Below are 233 nucleotides of genomic sequence, written 5' to 3'. Positions count from 1 at the left end.
CACTTTGCCCTGGCCCGCGAACAGTTTCATGCCCGCGTTCTGCGCAAACAGACTGAGTTTCTCGCGCGCGCTGGCGATCAGCGATTTGCCGGTCGCCACGTGCGTGCTCTGTCCGCTCGCGAGGCTAATCTGATGATCGGCGGCGATGTGCGTGGATTGCTGGGTCGACAACGCAATGCCCGCAGGGCTCGCCATGAGCATCACGGGCTGCGAAAACGCGTTTGCGCTGCCCG

General features: G+C 63.5%; 1 protein-coding gene. It reads right to left on the bottom strand.

Features of this window, described 5'->3' with window-relative positions; translation table 11 throughout:
• Window positions 1-233: DUF2345 domain-containing protein (locus SB772_RS45885; RefSeq protein WP_410839260.1), on the bottom strand; the 233-nt coding region annotated here is incomplete at both ends.

The organism is Paraburkholderia sp. SIMBA_030, assembly GCF_046535245.1.
Lineage (GTDB): Bacteria > Pseudomonadota > Gammaproteobacteria > Burkholderiales > Burkholderiaceae > Paraburkholderia.
This window is presented reverse-complemented; position numbering and strand designations above follow the sequence as displayed.